The sequence below is a fragment of the Metaclostridioides mangenotii genome (assembly GCF_018917235.1).
Classification (GTDB): domain Bacteria; phylum Bacillota; class Clostridia; order Peptostreptococcales; family Peptostreptococcaceae; genus Metaclostridioides.
Window position 1 is genome coordinate 17,776 of the sequence record NZ_JAHLOF010000013.1, and the last position, 17,683, is coordinate 35,458.

Annotated in this window: 33 protein-coding genes and 1 pseudogene; all 34 read right to left on the minus strand. The window is 34.3% G+C overall.

Features of this window, described 5'->3' with window-relative positions; genetic code table 11:
• Positions 1–28: 28 nt before the first annotated feature.
• Positions 29–871, minus strand: coding sequence for an AAA family ATPase (locus KQI18_RS13225; RefSeq protein WP_216468405.1), 843 nt, complete (start codon positions 869–871; stop codon positions 29–31).
• Positions 872–1,121: 250 nt separating this feature from the next.
• A complete protein-coding gene (gene rplQ, locus KQI18_RS13230; RefSeq protein ID WP_216468406.1) occupies positions 1,122–1,463 on the minus strand; it encodes a 50S ribosomal protein L17 in 342 nt (113 codons plus the stop codon).
• Between the two features lie 22 nt (positions 1,464–1,485).
• Positions 1,486–2,439 (minus strand): DNA-directed RNA polymerase subunit alpha, encoded by a 954-nt coding sequence (locus KQI18_RS13235; RefSeq protein WP_216468407.1) that lies wholly within the window; start codon positions 2,437–2,439, stop codon positions 1,486–1,488.
• Positions 2,440–2,515: 76 nt separating this feature from the next.
• Positions 2,516–3,139, minus strand: a complete 624-nt coding sequence (rpsD, locus tag KQI18_RS13240; RefSeq protein ID WP_216468408.1) for a 30S ribosomal protein S4 — start codon at positions 3,137–3,139, stop codon at positions 2,516–2,518.
• Between the two features lie 30 nt (positions 3,140–3,169).
• Positions 3,170–3,568, minus strand: coding sequence for a 30S ribosomal protein S11 (gene rpsK / locus KQI18_RS13245; protein ID WP_024621784.1), 399 nt, complete (start codon positions 3,566–3,568; stop codon positions 3,170–3,172).
• Positions 3,569–3,604: 36 nt separating this feature from the next.
• Positions 3,605–3,976, minus strand: coding sequence for a 30S ribosomal protein S13 (gene rpsM / locus KQI18_RS13250; RefSeq protein ID WP_216468409.1), 372 nt, complete (start codon positions 3,974–3,976; stop codon positions 3,605–3,607).
• Positions 3,977–4,125: 149 nt separating this feature from the next.
• Complete coding sequence (gene rpmJ / locus KQI18_RS13255) at positions 4,126–4,239, minus strand: 50S ribosomal protein L36 (RefSeq protein WP_024621782.1); 114 nt, start codon at positions 4,237–4,239, stop codon at positions 4,126–4,128.
• Positions 4,240–4,276: 37 nt separating this feature from the next.
• Positions 4,277–4,495: a translation initiation factor IF-1 gene (infA, locus tag KQI18_RS13260; protein WP_024621781.1), complete on the minus strand. Its 219-nt coding sequence runs from the start codon at positions 4,493–4,495 to the stop codon at positions 4,277–4,279.
• A gap of 35 nt (positions 4,496–4,530) precedes the next feature.
• A complete protein-coding gene (locus KQI18_RS13265) occupies positions 4,531–4,800 on the minus strand; it encodes a KOW domain-containing protein (RefSeq protein WP_216468410.1) in 270 nt (89 codons plus the stop codon).
• A gap of 19 nt (positions 4,801–4,819) precedes the next feature.
• A complete protein-coding gene (gene map, locus KQI18_RS13270; protein ID WP_216468411.1) occupies positions 4,820–5,566 on the minus strand; it encodes a type I methionyl aminopeptidase in 747 nt (248 codons plus the stop codon).
• Positions 5,567–6,217: an adenylate kinase gene (locus tag KQI18_RS13275; protein ID WP_216468412.1), complete on the minus strand. Its 651-nt coding sequence runs from the start codon at positions 6,215–6,217 to the stop codon at positions 5,567–5,569. It lies immediately after the preceding gene.
• Between the two features lie 15 nt (positions 6,218–6,232).
• The gene (gene secY, locus KQI18_RS13280) at positions 6,233–7,501 is read right to left on the minus strand and encodes a preprotein translocase subunit SecY (protein ID WP_216468413.1); all 1,269 of its coding nucleotides are present in this window, start codon (positions 7,499–7,501) and stop codon (positions 6,233–6,235) included.
• Between the two features lie 43 nt (positions 7,502–7,544).
• Positions 7,545–7,988, minus strand: coding sequence for a 50S ribosomal protein L15 (gene rplO / locus KQI18_RS13285; protein WP_216468414.1), 444 nt, complete (start codon positions 7,986–7,988; stop codon positions 7,545–7,547).
• A 30-nt stretch (positions 7,989–8,018) separates the two neighbouring features.
• Positions 8,019–8,204 (minus strand): 50S ribosomal protein L30, encoded by a 186-nt coding sequence (gene rpmD / locus KQI18_RS13290; RefSeq protein WP_216468415.1) that lies wholly within the window; start codon positions 8,202–8,204, stop codon positions 8,019–8,021.
• 12 nt (positions 8,205–8,216) lie between these two features.
• Entirely contained in the window at positions 8,217–8,726 is a 510-nt protein-coding gene (gene rpsE / locus KQI18_RS13295) for a 30S ribosomal protein S5 (RefSeq protein WP_216468416.1), read from the minus strand.
• Positions 8,727–8,747: 21 nt separating this feature from the next.
• The gene (gene rplR, locus KQI18_RS13300; protein WP_216468417.1) at positions 8,748–9,116 is read right to left on the minus strand and encodes a 50S ribosomal protein L18; all 369 of its coding nucleotides are present in this window, start codon (positions 9,114–9,116) and stop codon (positions 8,748–8,750) included.
• Positions 9,117–9,151: 35 nt separating this feature from the next.
• A complete protein-coding gene (gene rplF / locus KQI18_RS13305; RefSeq protein ID WP_216468418.1) occupies positions 9,152–9,694 on the minus strand; it encodes a 50S ribosomal protein L6 in 543 nt (180 codons plus the stop codon).
• Between the two features lie 29 nt (positions 9,695–9,723).
• Positions 9,724–10,122, minus strand: a complete 399-nt coding sequence (gene rpsH, locus KQI18_RS13310; protein ID WP_216468419.1) for a 30S ribosomal protein S8 — start codon at positions 10,120–10,122, stop codon at positions 9,724–9,726.
• A gap of 32 nt (positions 10,123–10,154) precedes the next feature.
• Positions 10,155–10,340, minus strand: coding sequence for a type Z 30S ribosomal protein S14 (locus KQI18_RS13315; RefSeq protein ID WP_024621770.1), 186 nt, complete (start codon positions 10,338–10,340; stop codon positions 10,155–10,157).
• 17 nt (positions 10,341–10,357) lie between these two features.
• Positions 10,358–10,900 (minus strand): 50S ribosomal protein L5, encoded by a 543-nt coding sequence (gene rplE, locus KQI18_RS13320; protein WP_216468420.1) that lies wholly within the window; start codon positions 10,898–10,900, stop codon positions 10,358–10,360.
• A 25-nt stretch (positions 10,901–10,925) separates the two neighbouring features.
• Entirely contained in the window at positions 10,926–11,231 is a 306-nt protein-coding gene (gene rplX, locus KQI18_RS13325) for a 50S ribosomal protein L24 (RefSeq protein WP_216468432.1), read from the minus strand.
• A 23-nt stretch (positions 11,232–11,254) separates the two neighbouring features.
• Positions 11,255–11,623 (minus strand): 50S ribosomal protein L14, encoded by a 369-nt coding sequence (gene rplN, locus KQI18_RS13330; protein WP_216468421.1) that lies wholly within the window; start codon positions 11,621–11,623, stop codon positions 11,255–11,257.
• A gap of 25 nt (positions 11,624–11,648) precedes the next feature.
• Positions 11,649–11,903 carry a 30S ribosomal protein S17 gene (rpsQ, locus tag KQI18_RS13335; protein WP_024621766.1) on the minus strand — a complete coding sequence of 85 codons (255 nt, stop codon included), beginning with the start codon at positions 11,901–11,903 and terminating at the stop codon, positions 11,649–11,651.
• Positions 11,904–11,925: 22 nt separating this feature from the next.
• The gene (gene rpmC / locus KQI18_RS13340; protein ID WP_216468422.1) at positions 11,926–12,129 is read right to left on the minus strand and encodes a 50S ribosomal protein L29; all 204 of its coding nucleotides are present in this window, start codon (positions 12,127–12,129) and stop codon (positions 11,926–11,928) included.
• A gap of 1 nt (position 12,130) precedes the next feature.
• Entirely contained in the window at positions 12,131–12,562 is a 432-nt protein-coding gene (gene rplP, locus KQI18_RS13345) for a 50S ribosomal protein L16 (RefSeq protein WP_216468423.1), read from the minus strand.
• Between the two features lie 36 nt (positions 12,563–12,598).
• Positions 12,599–13,417, minus strand: a complete 819-nt coding sequence (gene rpsC, locus KQI18_RS13350) for a 30S ribosomal protein S3 (RefSeq protein ID WP_216468424.1) — start codon at positions 13,415–13,417, stop codon at positions 12,599–12,601.
• A 16-nt stretch (positions 13,418–13,433) separates the two neighbouring features.
• Entirely contained in the window at positions 13,434–13,808 is a 375-nt protein-coding gene (gene rplV, locus KQI18_RS13355) for a 50S ribosomal protein L22 (protein WP_236887776.1), read from the minus strand.
• A gap of 32 nt (positions 13,809–13,840) precedes the next feature.
• Positions 13,841–14,122: a 30S ribosomal protein S19 gene (gene rpsS, locus KQI18_RS13360; protein ID WP_216468425.1), complete on the minus strand. Its 282-nt coding sequence runs from the start codon at positions 14,120–14,122 to the stop codon at positions 13,841–13,843.
• 31 nt (positions 14,123–14,153) lie between these two features.
• Positions 14,154–14,984: a 50S ribosomal protein L2 gene (gene rplB, locus KQI18_RS13365; protein ID WP_216468426.1), complete on the minus strand. Its 831-nt coding sequence runs from the start codon at positions 14,982–14,984 to the stop codon at positions 14,154–14,156.
• A gap of 29 nt (positions 14,985–15,013) precedes the next feature.
• Positions 15,014–15,304 (minus strand): 50S ribosomal protein L23, encoded by a 291-nt coding sequence (gene rplW, locus KQI18_RS13370; protein ID WP_216468427.1) that lies wholly within the window; start codon positions 15,302–15,304, stop codon positions 15,014–15,016.
• A complete protein-coding gene (gene rplD / locus KQI18_RS13375; protein ID WP_216468428.1) occupies positions 15,304–15,927 on the minus strand; it encodes a 50S ribosomal protein L4 in 624 nt (207 codons plus the stop codon). The genes rplW and rplD overlap by 1 nt, the downstream gene beginning before the upstream one ends.
• Positions 15,928–15,955: 28 nt before the next feature.
• Positions 15,956–16,585: a 50S ribosomal protein L3 gene (rplC, locus tag KQI18_RS13380; protein WP_216468429.1), complete on the minus strand. Its 630-nt coding sequence runs from the start codon at positions 16,583–16,585 to the stop codon at positions 15,956–15,958.
• Between the two features lie 153 nt (positions 16,586–16,738).
• Positions 16,739–17,050, minus strand: a complete 312-nt coding sequence (gene rpsJ, locus KQI18_RS13385; protein ID WP_216468430.1) for a 30S ribosomal protein S10 — start codon at positions 17,048–17,050, stop codon at positions 16,739–16,741.
• A gap of 495 nt (positions 17,051–17,545) precedes the next feature.
• Positions 17,546–17,683, minus strand: a pseudogene (gene tuf, locus KQI18_RS13390) (elongation factor Tu); the annotation flags it as partial.

Genomic DNA, 17,683 nt, shown 5'->3' on the forward strand with positions numbered 1-17,683 from the left:
GAAATTAAGGTGTTGTAACATAAGTCCATTAATATTTCTGTAATCTATCGTACTCCTCATACTTTTTTAATTGTTCAGGTACTATCTTATAATCTATAGTCTCTTCAACTTTAAGATCTTCTGATTGCTCGTCTATTTCGTATAATCTACTTAATATATTTTTTCGGTCCTCTATAAACATTTTGGTAATTTGATACGGCTCTGTTTCTTCATAATACAACTTCTCTATCTCATAACCATCAAAACTAAATATATCTGCATCATCAATAGCCAACAGTATGGGCGAGTGTGTAGCAATTATAAACTGTGATCCATTTTTAACTAAATTTTTTAATATAATCATTAGTGCTAACTGTCTTTGTGGTGATAAAGCTGCCTCTGGCTCATCAAGTATATATATACCTTCTTCAGTAAACCTCGAGTTCATTAAATTTAAAAAACTCTCACCGTGAGATTGTTCATGAAGTGATTTTCCACCATATCTTGCATATTCTACTATATTTGTGCTAAATTTCTCCGTCTCCTCAATATATGTAGCTACATTATATAAACTCTCAGCTCTCAAGAAAAAACCGTCCTTAGGCCTCTTTAAGCCCTTCATAAGGGTAATGTATTCGTATAGTTCGGAGTGGCTATCTTTTGTGTTAAACATAAAGTCTAAACTACCGCCCTCCGGATTAAATCCAAAGCAAACTGCAATAGCTTCTAGAAGTGTAGATTTACCTGTACCGTTTTCACCTACAAAAAAAGTAATTGGTTTTTTTAGTTCTAAACTTGTAAGATGAGATATAGCCGGAATACTCATAAAGTAATCTTTTGAATCATTCTCCTCCAATATTACTGCTTTTATATAGTTTTCTTTTACGTTCATAGACAATCCACCTTTCTTTAGTGTATTGATAGTGATATCTCTTATTAAAATTATTTTATTTTATCAATTAATACAAAAATAATCAAGGCTGTAACTTAAATCAAGTAAATTCGTATATAAAAATAACCTGTAATAGTTATTTCAAATCTACTACAGGTTATTTTACATTACCAGCTTAACAACTTATACATATAAATAAAAAAGGAGCTACCCCTCGATGAAATTCATCAAAAGGTAACTCCTATGATTATTATACTAATTCAATTATTGCCATTTCAGCGGCATCGCCTCTTCTTGGCCCTTTTTTGATTATTCTAGTGTATCCACCATTTCTTTCAGCATACTTTGGAGCTAATTCAGTAAATAAATTATTTACTACTGTCTCGTCCATAACATAAGCTAAAACTTGTCTTCTAGCATGTAGATCGCCTTTTTTTCCTAAAGTGATCATTTTTTCAGCCATTCTACGAGTTTCTTTAGCTCTTGTAACTGTAGTTTCTATTTTACCATTTCTTAGTAAGCTAGTTACTAAGTTTCTTAACATTAGGTTTCTATGAGATGTCTCACGTCCTAATTTACGGTACTTAGCCATGCTATTTCCCTCCTTCGCGATCTTATTCTTCGTTAGGTCTTAAACGTAAGCCAAGTTCTTCTAGTTTTTGGATAACCTCTTCTAGTGACTTTTTACCTAAGTTTCTAACCTTCATCATATCATCTTCAGATTTATTAGCTAGCTCTTCAACTGTATTAATTCCCGCTCTCTTTAAACAGTTGTACGATCTAACTGATAGATCTAATTCTTCTATAGTCATTTCAAGAACTTTTTCTTTTTGATCTTCTTCTTTTTCTACCATGATCTCAACATTGCTTACATGCTCTGTCAAATCTATGAATAAGTTAAGATGTTCAACTAAAACTTTAGCTGCAAGAGATATTCCCTCTTGAGGATTTATACTTCCATTAGTCCAAACTTCAAGAACTAATTTATCGTAATCTGTCTTTTGACCAACTCTAGTGTTTTCCACGTGGTAGCTAACTTTTTCAACAGGAGTATATATTGAATCAACAGGTAATACGCCTATTGGCACATTGTCAGATTTGTTATCTTCTGCAGAAACATATCCTCTACCTCTATCTATATATATGTCCATATTAAACTTAGCATTGTCATCAAGCGTAGCGATAACTAAATCCTTACTTATTATTTCTACATCTGGAGGGCATATTATATCTGCACCTGTTACAGTACATGGCCCTTGAGCTTCTATTCTAATTGTTCTACCTTCTTCAACATCTTCATCGATAGTAGCAGAAAGTTCTTTTAAAGTTAATATTATTTCTGTTACATCTTCTTTTACTCCAGGAATAGTAGAGAACTCATGAAGTACTCCATCTATTTTTATAGCATTAACAGCTACCCCTGGTAGAGAAGATAATAATATTCTTCTTAAAGCATTACCTATAGTAATACCATATCCTCTTTCTAGAGGCTCGATTACAAATTTACCATATTTATAGTTTTCGCCTATCTCGACGATATCTACTTTCGGTTTTTCTATTTCTATCATGGACAAAACCCTCCTTAAAATTTAGTAATCCACTGAGGGCAAACAAAATTTTAAAATAATATTTAATATATGTTAATTATTTAGAGTAAAGTTCTATGATTAGGTGTTCTGCAACATCAAGATCTATATCTTCTCTATCTGGAACACCAACTACTTTTGCAGTCATTCCTTCTAAATCAGCTTCTAACCATTTTGGAGCCACTCTTGTGTTTCCTTCTAATAATGCTTTGAATTTCTCTGAAGATCTAGATTTTTCTTTAACTGCTATAACATCTCCAACTTTAACTGTCAATGAAGGTATATCTACCTTGTGTCCATTTAAAGTGAAGTGAGCATGAGTTACTAATTGTCTTGCTTCTTTTCTTGATGAAGCAAGTCCCATTCTGTAAACTGTATTGTCTAATCTTCTCTCTAATAGGCTAAGTAGGTTCTCCCCTGCTTTACCTGGCATTTTTTCTGCACGTTCGTACATATTTCTAAATTGAGTTTCTAGAACTCCATATATTCTCTTAACTTTTTGTTTTTCTCTCAACTGTAATCCATAGTTAGAAACTTTCTTTCTCCCTTGACCATGTTGTCCTGGGGCATAGTTTCTTTTAGCTATAGCACATTTATCTGTATAACATCTGTCACCTTTAAGGAATAACTTCATTCCCTCTCTACGACATTGTCTACATGATGCACCTGTATATCTTGCCATTTATATTACACCTCCTATTATCTATATAAATTAAACTCTTCTTCTCTTTGGTGGTCTACATCCATTGTGAGGAATTGGAGTAACATCCTTTATCATTGTTACCTCTAGTCCTGTAGCTTGTAAAGCTCTTATTGCAGCTTCTCTACCAGAACCTGGTCCTTTAACGAATACTTCAACACTCTTAAGTCCATGTTCCATTGCAGCTTTAGCAGCAGTTTCTGCAGCCATTTGAGATGCGAATGGAGTTGATTTTCTTGAACCTTTGAAACCTAATTGTCCAGAACTAGCCCAAGATAATGCGTTCCCGTGAACGTCTGTTAGAGTTATTATAGTATTGTTAAAAGTAGACTGTATATGCGCATGACCGCGTTCTATATTTTTACGCTCTTTTCTTCTAACACGTGTAACTTTCTTTTTTGGTTTAGCCATTTTTCATTTTCCCTCCTTCATCTATTTATTGTCTAATTATTTTTTCTTTTTACGAGATACTGTCTTCTTAGGACCTTTTCTAGTTCTAGCGTTAGTCTTAGTTTTTTGTCCTCTTAGCGGAAGACCTTTAGCGTGTCTTATACCTCTATAGCATTTGATATCTCTTAATCTCTTTATATTTAAAGCAATTTCTCTTCTTAAGTCACCTTCAACTAAGAAATCGTCATCGATTATTTTTCTTAAATTATTAACTTCATCTTCCGATAAATCTTTGATTCTACTATCAGGATTTATCCCAGCTTTAGCTAATATTTCATTAGAAGTCGCTCTACCTATACCGTATATATAAGTTAAGCCTATTTCCGCTCTTTTTTCTCTAGGTAAATCTACCCCAGCTATTCTTGCCATTAATCGCACCTCCTACACCTAGTTTTTAATGTTAAAATGTTTATCATATAATCCGAAATCATATTGTTTTAAACGCTTTAGCACCATTTTGCAAACATCACAATAAAACATTATACTATATGTTTTAACAAAATGCTAGAAACAATTTATTAACCTTGTCTTTGCTTATGCTTTGGATTTTCACAGATAACCATCACTTTACCATTTCTTTTTATTAATTTGCATTTTTCGCATATTGGTTTTACTGATGATCTTACTTTCATTATTTAATCCCTCCTTAGACTAATATCTAATAGTCTACTACTTCTTACGCCAAGTAATTCTTCCTCTTGTAAGGTCATATGGAGAAAGTTCAACATTAACCTTATCGCCTTCAAGAATTCTTATAAAGTTCATTCTTAATTTTCCTGATAAATGGCATAGTACTTCATGTCCGTTTTCCAGTTTTACTTTGAACATAGCGTTAGGTAAATTTTCAACGACTGTACCTTCTAATTCTATAACATCTTTTTTGGCCATTAAATAACCAGACCTCCATTTCAATAAGTCAAACATTAGTTTAACTTAGTAAGTTCAGCTCTTAAAAAACAATCTGTTATTTCCTGATCAGATATTATTTTTTCCTTAACCTCATTGTTTATGAAGTTGTATTTTTTTAAGTGCTTTACTTTCTTTAGTTTAGGTTTGACAAGTTTTCTTTTTTTCCCATCAGCAATCAAAACATATTCATCATCGACTATCTTAACTATAAAGAATAATCTGCCTTTGTCTCGTCCAGATGAAACTTTCACAACTTGACCTATACTTAAATCTTCTGATAGCACTTTTTTCACCTACTTTAAACTACAGCTTCGTCAATAACAAAGGTTCATCAGAAGTCAATGCTATCGTATGCTCATAGTGAGCTGATTTTTTTCCATCTACTGTTATAGTCGTCCACCCATCGGCTAGAGTCTTAACTTGGTAACGGCCGGCATTTACCATAGGCTCTATAGCTAAGACCATTCCTTCTTGAAGTCTCGGTCCTTTTCCTGGTGGTCCATAGTTAGGAACTTGAGGATCCTCGTGTAGATCGGCTCCGACTCCGTGACCTACTAAATCCCTAACCAATGAATACCCATACTTTTCAGCATGAACCTGAACAGCATGTGAGATATCAGATAATCTATAGCCAACTCTGGCAAATTTAATTCCTTCATAGAAGCTTTCTCGAGTTACTTCTATTAGTTTCCTATCTTCTTCAGATATCACTCCTACTCCGTGAGTCTTTGCAGAATCACCGTGATATCCTTTATAATAAGCTCCGATATCTAAACTTATAATGTCTCCATCTTTTAATACTCGATTACCAGGAATACCATGCACAACCTCTTCGTTTACAGATGCACATATACTTCCTGAAAAACCTCCGTATCCTTTGAAAGACGGTGTAGCATTATATTTTTTTATATTTTCTTCAGCTATTTTATCTAACTCCATAGTTGTTATACCAGGAGCAACAGCTTGTCTTAGGACTTCATGAGTGTCAGCGACAATTTTGCCAGCTTCTCTCATTAGTTCTATTTCTTTTTTTGATTTTATTATAATCATTTATTTTTCACTTCCTAAAGAGTCGGAAATATCTTCAAATACCTTATCTATTGATTGATCACCATTTATAGAAGCTACTACTCCTTGTTTAGAGTAATATTCTACTAGAGGTTTAGTTTCATCTAGATAAACTTGTATCCTTTTAGAAACAGTTTCTTCATTGTCATCTGCTCTTTGATATAATTCTCCTTGGCATACATCACATACACCATCTTCTTTAGGAGGATTGAACTCAACATGGAATGTAGCACCACATGATTTACATATTCTTCTTCCCACCGCTCTAGAGACTAAAAGTTCTTTATCAACTTCTATATTGATAACTTTTGTTAAATCTATTGCTGCTTGCTTTAAGAAATCATCTAGTTGTTCAGCTTGTGCTAGATTTCTTGGGAATCCATCTAACATAAACCCTTCTTTACAATCATCTTGAGATATTCTGTCTGTCACCAAACCTACAGTCAACTCATCAGGAACTAGTAATCCTTGATCCATAAACTCTTTAGCCTTTGTTCCAAGTGGAGTTCCTTCTTTTATATTCTTTCTGAATATGTCTCCTGTTGATATATGAGGTATATTGTACTTTTCTACTATTTTAGCCGCCTGAGTACCTTTACCAGCACCAGGAGGTCCAAGTAATATTATTCTCATTTACCCATCTCCAATTTATTTAAGAAAACCTTGGTAACTTCTCATAACTAAATTTGATTCAAGTTGTCTCTTAAGCTCTAAGGCAACCCCAACAACTATTAGTAATGATGTACCTGCTAAACTCATATTTATATTCATATAATGTGTCATTAAAGCAGGAACCATAGCTACTATAGCTAAGAATGTTGCACCAGCCAAAGTTATTCTTGATAATATTCTATTTAAATAATCTATTGTCGGTTGTCCTGGTCTAATTCCAGGGATGAAACCACCGTTATTTTTCATATTCTTTGATATATCTTCTGTATTAAAAGATACAGCAGTATAGAAATATGAGAAGAAAACTATCAGTAATATTTCAAGAGATCTAGTAATCCAGAAACCTGGTTCAGTAGCTGTAGTCATATATTGTTGGACAAAAGCTTGCACTTTTGGTCCTGCAAACAATGCTATAGTCTGAGGGAAAGCTAAAAGTGAACTAGCAAAGATTATTGGGATAACCCCTGATTGGTTTACTTTCATAGGTATATGAGAACTTTGTCCTCCGTACATCTTTCTTCCTACTACTCTCTTAGCATACTGTACTGGTATTTTTCTTGTTGACTCTTGTATAAATGTTACAGCAGTCATTGTTACTAAAACAACTACAGCTAATACTGCGGTCATCCATATAGCTATTTGACCAGATTTAACCTGACCTGTTATAGATATAATATCGACTGGAACTCGAGATATAATACCTACAAATATAATTAATGAACTTCCATTTCCTAAGCCCTTCTCAGTTATCTTATCACCTATCCACATAAGTAACATACTGGCAGATATAAGTGTTATTATTACAGTTACTATAAAGAATAGACTATCTGTAACTAACGCCTTCTTAACAATACCAAGTGTGATACCTATTGCTTGTAAAGTAGCAAGAGCTAGAGCTATATACTTAGTATATTTTCCTATTTTCTTCTTACCTTCTTCTCCAGACTTTTGAAGTTCTGCTAAGTTCTCAAAACCTATAGTCAAAAGTTGGATAATGATAGATGCTGTGATGTATGGACTTATACCAAGAGCAAATAACGTAAAGTTACTAAACGCTCCTCCTGTAAACATATTATACAGAGAAAGCAGATTATTACCACTAACCATCTGTTGTATAATTTTTGTGTTGATTCCTGGGACTGGTATAGTTGCACCTATTCTAAAAACAAGTATCATCAGAAACGTAAATATTATCTTATTTCTCAACTCTTTGATTTTAAAAGCTTGTTTTATATTTGACAGCACACCTAATCACCTCGCCTGTTCAAGCTGGTAGATAAGCAGGTTATTAAACTAACTCTGCTTTACCGCCAGCCTTTTCTATTTTTTCTTGAGCTGAAGCTGTAAATTTAGCTGCCTTAACTGTTAAAGCTTTTTCTAAATTTCCTTCACCTAAAATCTTTATTCCATCTTTTTCTATTTTCTTGATAGTTTTAGTTGATTTTAAAAGCTCGGCTGTTATTTCTGTTCCGTTCTCAAATTTATTTAAAACATCAACGTTTATTTCGTTGTATTGCTTTTTAAATATATTAGTGAAACCTCTCTTTGGTATTCTTCTAGCTAGTGGCATTTGACCACCTTCGAATCCTACTCTAACTCCACCGCCAGAACGAGAGTTTTGACCTTTTTGTCCACGACCTGAAGTCTTCCCTTGTCCAGTAGCAGTACCTCTACCTAATCTTTTCTTAGATTTGACTGCACCTTCAGCAGGTTTTAACTCATGTAGTTTCATGGATTACACCTCCTTACATTGATTTAAAAATTATTCAGCAATTTCAGTTACTTCTAATAAGTGACTTACTTTCTTTATCATTCCTCTTATTTGAGGAGTATCTTCTTTTACGATTACTTGTTCTCTTTTTCTAAGACCAAGTGCTTCAACGTTTTTTCTTTGTTTTTGGTTAGTTCCAATAACGCTTTTAGCTAATTTTATCTGTAATTTAGACATTGTACTACCTCCTTACCCTAGAAGCTCTTCAACTGATTTACCTCTAAGTTTAGCGATATCTTCAGCTGTTTTAAGAGACTTAAGTCCTTCTATAGTAGCGTTAACCATGTTTCTAGGGTTATTTGTTCCTAGTGATTTCGCTCTAACATCTTTAAGTCCAGCCAACTCAAGTACAGCTCTAGCAGGTCCCCCAGCTATAGTTCCTGTACCTTCTTTAGCAGGCATTATAAGTATTTTACCAGCCCCGAAGTGCCCGTGAACTTCGTGAGGAATTGTAGTCCCAACCATTGGCACTACTATAAGGTTTTTCTTAGCGTCTTCAACCGCTTTTTTTATAGCATCTGGTACTTCCATTGCCTTACCAGCACCGATACCCACGTGTCCGTTTTCGTCACCTACAACTACTAACGCTGCGAATCTAAAGTTTCTACCACCTTTAACAACTTTAGTAACACGTCTTATTTCAACAACTTTCTCTTGTAATTCAAGTTGCGATACATCTATAAGTTTACGACGTTGCATCTATTTTTCCCTCCTTCTTTATTAGAACTTAAGACCAGCTTCTCTAGCACCTTCAGCTAACTCTTGTACTCTACCGTGATATATATAACCACCTCTATCAAATACTACTTCAGTGATTCCTTTTTCTATTGCTTTCTTAGCAACTGCTTCTCCAACTTTCTTAGCAGCTTCTTTGTTTCCTGAATAATTAACAGCACCTTTAACGTCCGCGTCTAAAGATGATGCTGATACTAGAGTAACTCTGTTAGTATCGTCAATTATTTGAGCGTATATATTTTTAGCACTTCTAAATACACATAATCTTGGTCTAGCAGTAGTTCCACTTACTTTTTTACGAACTCTTTTATGTCTTTGAAGTCTATTTTCGTTCTTATTAATCTTTTTTATCACCAGGCTCACTCCTTTCTAACGTTTAAAGTTTGGTATTATTTCTTACCAGTTTTACCTTCTTTACGTCTGATTACTTCGTTATCGTATTTTATACCTTTACCTTTGTATGGCTCTGGTTTTCTCCAAGCTCTGATCTTAGCAGAGTAGTTACCTACTAATTGTTTATCCATACCTTTAACTATTAATTCAGTTTGGTTTGGAACCTCAACAGTGATTCCTTCTGGATCTTCCATTTCTACTGGATGAGAGAATCCTAAGTTCATAACAAGTTTCTTTCCTTGTTTCTGAGCTCTATATCCAACACCCTTAAGTATTAATTTCTTTTCATAACCAGTACTAACACCAACAACCATATTGTTAATTAATGTTCTAGTTAATCCGTGTAAAGATCTATGTTTTTTATTATTAGTTGGTCTTTCAACCACGATAGTATTATCTTCATTTTTAATGTTCATTTCGTTGCTTAGTTTTTCTACTAAACTTCCTTTAGGTCCCTTAACAGTAACTAAGTTTCCTTCAGCTATTGTCACTTCAACTCCTGCTGGAATTTCTATTGGCTTTAAACCTATTCTAGACATGGTCGCACCTCCTTACATTGTTTTATGAATTACCAAACGTAGCAGACTACTTCTCCACCAACGTTTTCGTTTCTTGCTTGCTTGTCAGTTAATATACCTTTAGATGTAGATATAACTGATATTCCTAATCCGTTTAATACTTTTGGTATCTCGTCATGAGCAGCGTATACTCTCATACCAGGCTTAGATATTTTCTTAAGTCCTTGTATAACTCTCTCGCCCTCTTGTCCGTATTTTAATTGGATTCTTATTATTCCTTGCTTTCCATCTTCTATAACATCATAACCTCTTATGAATCCTTCTTCTAATAAGATTCTTGCGATCTCTTTCTTCATATTAGAGGCCGGAACATCAACAGTTTCGTGCTTAACCATGTTAGCATTTCTTACACGTGTTAGCATATCTGCAATTGGATCTGTCATTGTCATATTGTAACCCTCCTTCCATTATAATCAAGCTTTTACCAACTTGCTTTTCTTACGCCAGGTATTTCGCCTTTGTAAGCTAATTCTCTAAAGCATATACGGCATATACCGAACTTTTTAAGTACTGCGTGTGGTCTTCCGCATATACTACATCTTGTATACTCTCTAGTTGAGTATTTTTGTTTTCTTTGTTGTTTCACAACCATCGCTTTTCTAGCCACTGGAATCCCTCCTTTACCTACTTAGAAAATGGCATTCCTAATAATTTTAATAACTCACGAGCTTCTTCATCTGTTTTAGCTGTAGTAACAAATATTATATCCATTCCTCTAACTTTATCTATCTTATCATACTCTATCTCAGGGAATATTAACTGTTCCTTCACACCTAAAGCGTAGTTTCCTCTACCGTCGAATGAATTAGGGTTAACACCTCTAAAGTCTCTAACTCTTGGCAATGATACAGATACTAACTTATCTAAGAAGTAGAACATTTTGTCTGCTCTTAGTGTAACTTTTGATCCGATTGGCATTTCTTCTCTCAGTTTAAAGTTGGCAACTGATTTTCTTGCTTTTGTTATAACAGGCTTTTGTCCTGTTATTAACTCAAGTTCTTCAACAGCTTTCTCTAATCCTTTAGGATTTTCTCTAGCGTCACCTATACCCATATTTAAAACTATCTTATCTAATTTAGGTAGTTCCATTACATTTTTGTATCCAAATTTCTCCATTAAAGCAGGAGCAACTTCTTTATTGTATTTTTCTTGTAATCTAGAAGCCATTTAAGGTCCCTCCTTTCAAGCTATATTATATTTCTTTTCCGCTCTTAACTGATACTCTTACTTTTTTACCATCCTTAACTTCATGTTTAACTCTAGTACCTTTTCCAGTCTCAGAGTCAAATGGCATTACATTAGATATATGAATTGAAGCTTCTTTATTTATTATTCCACCTTGTTGGTTCATAGCATTTGGCTTTTGGTGTTTAGTTATTACGTTTACGCCTTCTACAACAACTTTATCGTTTTTAACGTCTACGTTTAAAACTGCACCTTTTTTACCTTTGTCTTTACCTGCTACAACAACAACTGTATCACCTTTTTTAACACGCATCATGTCCTATTGCACCTCCTTAATTATAGTACTTCTGGAGCAAGAGAAACTATTTTCATAAATTCATTATCTCTTAACTCTCTAGCAACAGGCCCGAATATACGAGTCCCTACTGGAGTCTTATCATCTTTTATTATAACAGCTGCATTTTCATCGAATGAAATGTAGCTTCCATCGTTACGTCTTACGCCTGATTTAGTTCTTACTATAACGGCCTTAACAACTTTACCTTTTTTTACAACTCCACCGGGTGTTGCACTTTTAACACTTGCAACAATTACGTCGCCTATATTAGCATATTTTCTCTTAGTTCCACCTAAAACACGTATACATAATATTTCTTTTGCACCTGAGTTATCAGCTACTCTTAGACGTGATTCTTGTTGTATCATATCGTAATCCCTCCTTCTTCAAAAACTATTTAACCTTCTCAACAACTTCAACTAATCTGAATCTCTTGTCTTTAGATAAAGGTCTAGTTTCCATTATTCTTACTCTATCTCCGATGTTACATATATTTTTCTCATCATGTGCTTTAAACTTCTTAGTTCTTTTAACACGCTTATTGTATAGTGGATGACGTACGAAGTCTTCTACAGCAACAACTATAGTTTTATCCATTTTATCACTAACAACACGGCCTACTCTAACTTTTCTACTATTTCTTTCCATGTTTAAAAGCCTCCTTTCCAAATTAAGCTCTAGTTTCGTTTAACTTTCTTTCAGCAAGAACAGTTTTTACTTTCGCTATATCTTTCTTCACAAACTTTATTCTAGCTGTGTTCTCTAATTGACCAGTAGCTAATTGGAATCTTAAGCTAAATAGTTCGCTTTTGAAATCATCTAACTTGTTCATAAGCTCTTCACTTGTTAAATCTCTTAGTTCTTTAGCTTTCATCCTATTCACCACCCTTTACTTCTAAATCTTCTTTTTTAACGAATTTACATTTTATTGGTAACTTGTGCATAGCAAGTCTCATAGCCTCTCTAGCTTTATCTTCTGGTACACCTGCTAATTCAAACATTACTCTTCCTGGTTTAACTACAGCTACCCAATATTCTGGTGAACCTTTACCAGCACCCATACGAGTCTCTGCAGGTTTTCTTGTAACTGGTTTGTGAGGGAATATCTTTATCCAAACCTTACCCCCTCTTTTTATATATCTAGTCATAGCTATTCTGGCTGCTTCTATTTGGTTAGAAGTTATCCATGAAGCTTCTAATGCAACTAAACCATACTCACCGTAACTAACTTTGTTACCTTTTTGAGCTTTACCTGCTAAGCTTCCTCTATGAACTCTACGACGCTTTACTCTTTTTGGCATTAACATGAGTATTTTTCCTCCTTCCTCGAACCTTACTTTATATTAGTTTCCTCTATTTTCAGTTCTTTGTCCTTGAGGTCTTGATCCTTGAGGTCTTTGTCCTTGAGGTCTTTGTCCTCTGTTGTTTCCTCTATCATTTCCTCTTCTATCATTTCTTCTATCGTTTCTTCTGTCGTTTCTTCTATTTTCTTTTCTTTCTTCTTTAACTCTTGGGTTAAATCCGTCTCTGCTTGGTAATACTTCACCGTGGCATATCCAAACTTTAACACCTATTTTTCCGTAAGTTGTATCGGCTTCAGCAAAACCGTAATCGATATCAGCTCTTAAAGTGTGTAGTGGCACGTTACCTTCACTGTATCCTTCAGTTCTAGCCATCTCAGCTCCACCAACTCTTCCTGAAGTAGATATCTTTATACCTTTTGCTCCAGATTTCATAGCTCTTTGTATAGCTTGTTTCATCGCTCTTCTGAAGGCTACCCTTCTTTCTATAGCTAATGCAACATTCTCAGCAACTAATTGTGCGTTTTTGTCTGTGTTTCTAACTTCGATTATGTTAACTATAACAGTTTTCTTAGTCATTTTTTCAAGTTCAGCTTTTAAAGCTTCTATTCCAGCTCCGCCTTTTCCTATTACAACACCTGGCTTAGCAACGTGTAAATCCATCTTTATTTTGTTAGCTGATCTTTCTATTTCTATTTTCGCAACTCCAGATGAGTATAATCTCTTCTTTAAAAATTTACGTATATTGTGGTCTTCTAATAACAAGCTTCCGAACTCTTTGCTATCTGTAGCGAACCATCTTGAATCCCAATCTTTAATTACACCGACTCTCAGTCCGTGTGGATTAACCTTTTGACCCATTTACTATACCTCCTATCTACTTATTATTCTTTTCCTTAACAACTACCTCTATGTGAGAAGTTCTTTTTCTGATTGTAGTAGCACGACCCATTGCTCTAGGCATGAATCTCTTCATAGTTGGTCCTTGGTTCGCAACTATTGATGCTATATATAAATTATCCACGTCCATTTCGTGGTTGTTTTCTGCATTAGCTTTTGCTGATTTAACAACTTTAGCTATTATTGTAGCAGCTTTTCTTGGAGTATACTTTAATATCGCTAAAGCTTCGTTTACGTCTTTTCCTCTTACAAGTTCACATACTTCACCAGCTTTTCTAGCAGTTACACGTACGTATTTTGCAGTAGCTTTTGCTTCTCTTTCTACTTCCATTTCTACTTGCTTTTTAGCCATTTTGAATTCCTCCTTTCTGAGATCTAACTTAATTATTTTCTTTTATTAGACTTTTCGTCGTCTTTGTGTCCTTTGAAAGTTCTAGTTGACACGAACTCGCCCAACTTGTGTCCAACCATATCCTCAGTTATAAATACTGGAACGTGTCTTCTTCCATCATGAACAGCAATAGTGTGCTCAACCATCTGTGGGAATATTGTTGAAGTTCTTGACCAAGTTTTGATAACTTCTTTGCTACCGTTAGCGTTCATTTCTTCAACTTTTTTAAGAAGTCTCGCATGGACAAAAGGTCCTTTTTTAGTTGATCTTGACATTTAAAGTCCTCCTTTCCGGTAAAAAATATTATTACTTAGTTCTTCTTGATACTATTAACTTATTAGAAGCCTTATTTTTCTTTCTAGTTTTGTATCCAAGAGCTGGTTTACCCCATGGAGTAACAGGAGATGGTCTACCTATTGGAGCTCTACCTTCCCCTCCACCGTGTGGATGGTCGTTAGGGTTCATTACAGATCCTCTTACTGTAGGTCTGATACCCATATGTCTTTTTCTACCGGCTTTACCGATTACTTCGTTTCCGTGCTCAGAGTTTCCAACTTGTCCTATAGTAGCTTTACACTCTACGCTAACATATCTCATTTCACCTGATGGCAATCTAAGAAGTGCCTTTTTACCCTCTTTAGCCATGAACTGTGCAGAAACTCCAGCAGATCTAACTAATTGAGCACCTTTTCCTGGTTTTAACTCTATATTGTGAACAACAGTACCAACTGGAAGGTCTTTGAATGCTAAACAGTTACCTGGCTTTATGTCAGCACCTGCACCTGATAATAACGTATCTCCAACTTTGATTCCAACTGGAGCTAATATATATCTCTTTTCACCATCTGCATAGTTTAAAAGTGCGATATTAGCAGTTCTGTTTGGATCGTATTCTATAGTGGCTACCTTAGCAGGTATTCCATCTTTATTTCTTTTAAAATCTATTATTCTGTATTTTCTCTTTTGTCCTCCACCTCTATGACGGATAGTTATTTTTCCGTGAGCATTTCTACCAGAGTTTTTCTTTAAGTTAACTAAAAGAGATTTCTCTGGTTGATTAGTTGTTATGTCATCAGAAATTACAACTGTCATCTGTCTTAAGGCAGGAGAAGTAGGTCTAAACTTTTTAATAGCCATATGATTTCCCTCCTTTTTTTACTAGGATATTACATTCCTTGGAAAAACTCTATCTCTTTGCTCTCAGCAGTTAACTTAACAACTGCTTTTTTGAATCCTGGAGTTCTTCCTTCAGTTTTACCCATTCTTTTCATTTTTCCATCGTAGTTAAGAGTGTTTACTTTATCAACATCTACTCCGAATATCTTTTCTACTGCTTTTTTTATTTCAGTTTTGTTTGCAGTCTTAGCAACAACAAAAGTATATTTCTTTTCTCCCATCTCTTCCATACTTCTCTCAGTAACGACAGGTTTTATAACTATATCATGTGGATTAGTCATTATGCGTACACCTCCTCCACTTTTTTAACTGCATCTGTAGTGATAATAAATGAATCATACTTTAATATATCATAAACATTTAGTGTATTAACTAAACTAGTTTGAACACCCTCTATGTTTCTAGCTGATTTTATAACATTTTCGTTTTTCTCAGCTGTTACAACTAAAGCTTTTTTATTTGCATTTATATTTTTTAATATTTGTACAAATTCTTTAGTTTTTGGAGCATCCATGTTTAATTGGTCAAGTACTATTATTTCGCTATTTTGAACTTTAGATGTTAAAGCACTCTTCATAGCTAATCTTCTTACCTTCTTAGGTAATGTGTATCTGTAACTTCTTGGTTTAGGTGCGAAAGCAACTCCTCCACCTACCCATTGTACTGATCTAGTAGAACCTTGTCTTGCTCTACCTGTTCCTTTTTGTCTCCAAGGTTTTCTTCCGCCACCTCTAACTTCTGCTCTAGTTTTAGCAGATTGAGTACCTTGTCTCTTGTTTGCTAATTGATTTTTTACAACTTCGTATAATATATGCTCATTAACTTCTACATTAAATATAGAGTCAGTTAATTCTATTTCTCCAACGTTTTGCCCAGCAACATTAAGTACGTTTAATTTTGGCATTGTTATTCCTCCTTTCTCTTTTAGTCAATTAATTAGAGCCTTTTACAGCTTTTTTTATAGTTACTACTGAACCTTTAGGTCCTGGTATAGCACCCTTAACTAAGATTATGTTCTTGTCAGCGTCTACTCTAACAACTTCTAAGTTTTGGATTGTAACTTTTACGCTACCCATGTGTCCAGCAAGTTTTTTGTTTTTGAATACTCTACCTGGATAAGAACAAGCCCCCATTGAACCTGGTCTTCTGTGGTATCTAGAACCATGTGATTCTGGACCTCTACTTTGACCATGTCTCTTTATTGGACCTTGGAATCCTTTCCCTTTAGATATACCACTTACGTCTACTTTGATTCCAGACTCAAGAACGTCAGCTTTTATTTCTTGACCAACTTCGAATCCTTCAACAGTATCTACTCTAAACTCTTTTAAGTGTTTCTTTAAAGTATTAGCAGCAGCTAAGTGTCCTTTTTCTGGTTTATTTAAAGATTTTTCTTTAGCATCTTCAAAACCTACTTGTAATGCATTGTAACCATCGTTATCGATAGTTTTTATTTGTGTTACAACTACTGGTCCTGCTTCTATAGCAGTTACAGGTATTACAGCTCCACCCTCAGTGAATACTTGTGTCATACCTACTTTTTTTCCTAATATTCCATTCATATTAGCACCTCCTATAATTCTTACAGCGGATTACTCTATATTGAGCAATCATTCTAAGATTATTACCTTATAGGATAATATCTTAGGTGTCTCTCTGATCTTTTAACGCATCTGCGTCGTAAAAAAATCCTTTATATCTAATCGAAGATTTTTTTATAATTTTATTTCTATGTCAACACCTGCTGGTAGATCCAATCTCATTAATGAGTCTACAGTTTTTGGTGTTGGGTTAGCAATGTCTATTAATCTTTTGTGAGTTCTGATTTCAAATTGCTCTCTAGAATCTTTGTACTTGTGTACAGCTCTTAGTATAGTAACAATTTGTTTTTCTGTTGGTAGTGGCACAGGTCCTGAAACTTGTGAACCAGCTTTTTTAGCAGTTTCTACTATTTTGCCAGCTGAAAAATCTAATAATTTGTGATCATATGATTTTAGCTTTATTCTTATTTGTTCATTCTTAGCCATATTGTTTTCCCTCCTTCTTCGATTGTTTGTTTCCGTCACGAGCAATTTCTCCCGATAAACTGTTCCGGGTGTGTTGTAATTTCTTAAACACAATTTTTAAAATTGCATCTTTCCGGCGCTGCTTACTATTACCTCTTTTTAGCATACCATTATATTTTATACGAAAACTAACAATATTTCAACCTTTTTTTAATCTTTTTTAAAATAATTATAATCAAGTAACTATCTTGATTTAAGCCGTTTTAAACACTAAATAATTATAAACGTTTTAAAGAGTATTGTCAATAAAAATTGAATGCCGGTAGCACAAGGAGAACTTCTTAAGTAAAACGCAATTCCCAAAATATTTTTTCTACAGTTAAATTAAATAATATTAAAAGAGGGCAGATTTATAAGTAAAATAAATTACTTATAAATCCAACCCCCTCTATATTGTATACTTATCTGTATATTGTTTTAATTTTATAGGCTAATCAATTATTTAAAATAACTGGATTATTCCATTATTGAAACAACAACTCCTGAAGCAACTGTTCTTCCACCTTCTCTTATCGCGAATCTTTGTCCTTCTTCTACCGCGATTGGGTTGATTAAGTCAACTTCCATTGTTACGTTATCTCCAGGCATTACCAT